Source organism: Kitasatospora sp. NPDC007106, assembly GCF_040634455.1.
In the GTDB taxonomy this organism is placed as follows: domain Bacteria; phylum Actinomycetota; class Actinomycetes; order Streptomycetales; family Streptomycetaceae; genus Kitasatospora; species Kitasatospora arboriphila.
In genome coordinates this window covers 1-1,939 of the sequence record NZ_JBEYFP010001023.1, presented here as the reverse complement: position 1 = coordinate 1,939, position 1,939 = coordinate 1, and the positions used below count along the sequence as shown (strand labels likewise).

Sequence of the window (1,939 nt, the reverse complement as noted above, 5' to 3'; positions counted from 1 at the left end):
GCGGGGCCGGCGCGGGCGGCTGCGGCGGCGGGTACGCCTGCGGGGCCGGCGCGGCCTGGTAGGGCTGCGGCTGGGCCTGCGGGGGCTGGCGGTAGCCCTGCGGGGGCTGCGGCGGGTTCTGCCGGGCCTGGTACGGCTGCGGGGCCACCGGCGGGCGCTGCGAGTAGCCGCCCGACCCGCGGCCGCTCTGGGGCGGCTGCGGCGGCCGGCCCTGCGGTGCCTGGTACGGCGGCGGGGCCTGGTAGGGCTGGGGCGCCTGGTACGGCGGCTGGGCCTGGTACGGCTGCGGGGCGACCTGCGGGCGGTCCAGCTCCTCCGGGTCGAAGTAGCCGATCTGGGTCTGCTGGTTGCGGTCGCGGGCGGCGCGCAGCTGGGTCTGCCACGGGTGCGGCGCCTCCGGCTCGGCGGCGGGCGCGCCCGGGGGCACCGGCGGCATCACCCGGGTCCGGTCGCCGGAGGCGGCCGGCTGCGGGGCCATCACCTGCGTGCGGTCCTCGGCGCCCGGGGCGGCGGCGACCACCTGGGTCGCGGCGCCCGGGTCGAACCCGCGGGAGGGCAGCACCTGGGTGGCGTCGGCGGAACCGGCCGACAGCGGGTTCACCGCGGTCGGCGTCGCGGCGGCCAGCGCCGGGTCGGTCACCAGCAGGTCGCCGACGGCCAGCGCGGCCTCGACCGCGGCGGGCGAGGAGTGCACGCCGATCCCGGCCGCGACCACCCGCAGCGCCTCGGCCAGCGCGACCGAGGTCGGCCGCTCGGCCGGGCTCTTGCGCAGGCAGCGCTCGATCACCGTCCACAGCGGCTCGGGCAGCGAGCGCGGGCGCTCCGGCTCCTGGGCGAGGTGGGCCTGCAGCACCGCGATCGGGCCGTCGCCCTGGAACGGCGGACGGCCGGTGACCAGCTCGTACAGCATGATGCCGGCGCCGTACACGTCGACCGCGGCGGTCTGCGGGCGGCCCTCGGCGGACTCCGGGGCGACGTACGCCGGGGTGCCGACGAACTCGTGGGTGCGGGTGATGCCCGGGGAGTCGGCGAGCCGGGCGATGCCGAAGTCGGTGAGCATCGGGTGCATCTGCTCGGAGCCGTCCGGGCCGGCCGTGGTCGCCAGCAGCACGTTGGCCGGCTTCAGGTCGCGGTGGACGACGCCGTCGGCGTGGCTGACCGCCAGCGCGTCGGCGACCTGCGCCATCAGCAGGGCGCCGGCGATCGGGCTGAGCGGGCCGTTGGAGCGCAGGTAGCGGAAGAGGTCCGGCCCCTCGACGAGGTCCATCACCAGGGCGAGCAGCTCGCCCTCCACCACCAGGTCGCGGACCCGGACGATGTTGGGGTGGGTGAGCCGCAGCAGCACCGAGCGCTCCCGCAGGAAGCGCATCACCACGTCGGGGTCGGTGGCCAGCTCCTCGCGCAGCACCTTGACGGCGACCGCGCGGCCCGGCTCCAGGCCCGGAACGGCGGCGTCGTCGCGGACCCGGCCGCGGAAGACCGTACCGGTGGCCCCTCGCCCGAGGCTCTCCTCGATCAGATACTTGCTGCCGACCGGCCGCACCTGTGACTCCTGTGGTCGCTCGTCCTCGCTGCCCGGAGGTCGGACAGGTGGCCACGATTCCGCGGTTTTCGCAAACTCTAACGGTGCCCGGGCGGCTTGCCGAGGCGAGCGCACCGCGAGCTGCGCGGAAGTCTCGGGGGTGCCCCCTAGGGGACGCCCGGGCTGACGTGCCGTCGGTCCGGCCCCGGCGATGATCGCAAGATCGTCAAATCCGGTACCGTGCCCGGACTGTCGCTCCAGGGTGGCAGGATGGCAGGCACCACACGTGTGCAGAAGGGACCCGGGCGAGATGCAGATCCGGCTCACCGTCCTCCGACCGCGCAGCGGCCCGGCCGGCGCCGGATCGTCCACGGACGTGCTGGTCACGGCACCCTCCGGCACGGCGCTCGGCGCAGT

1 protein-coding gene is annotated in these 1,939 nt (G+C 76.6%); it reads right to left on the bottom strand.

Going from position 1 to position 1,939, the window contains the following annotated elements; genetic code table 11:
* The coding region (locus ABZ641_RS35305; RefSeq protein WP_359988490.1) for a serine/threonine-protein kinase at positions 1–1,543 on the bottom strand (1,543 nt) is incomplete at its 3' end.
* Positions 1,544–1,939 lie beyond the last annotated feature (396 nt).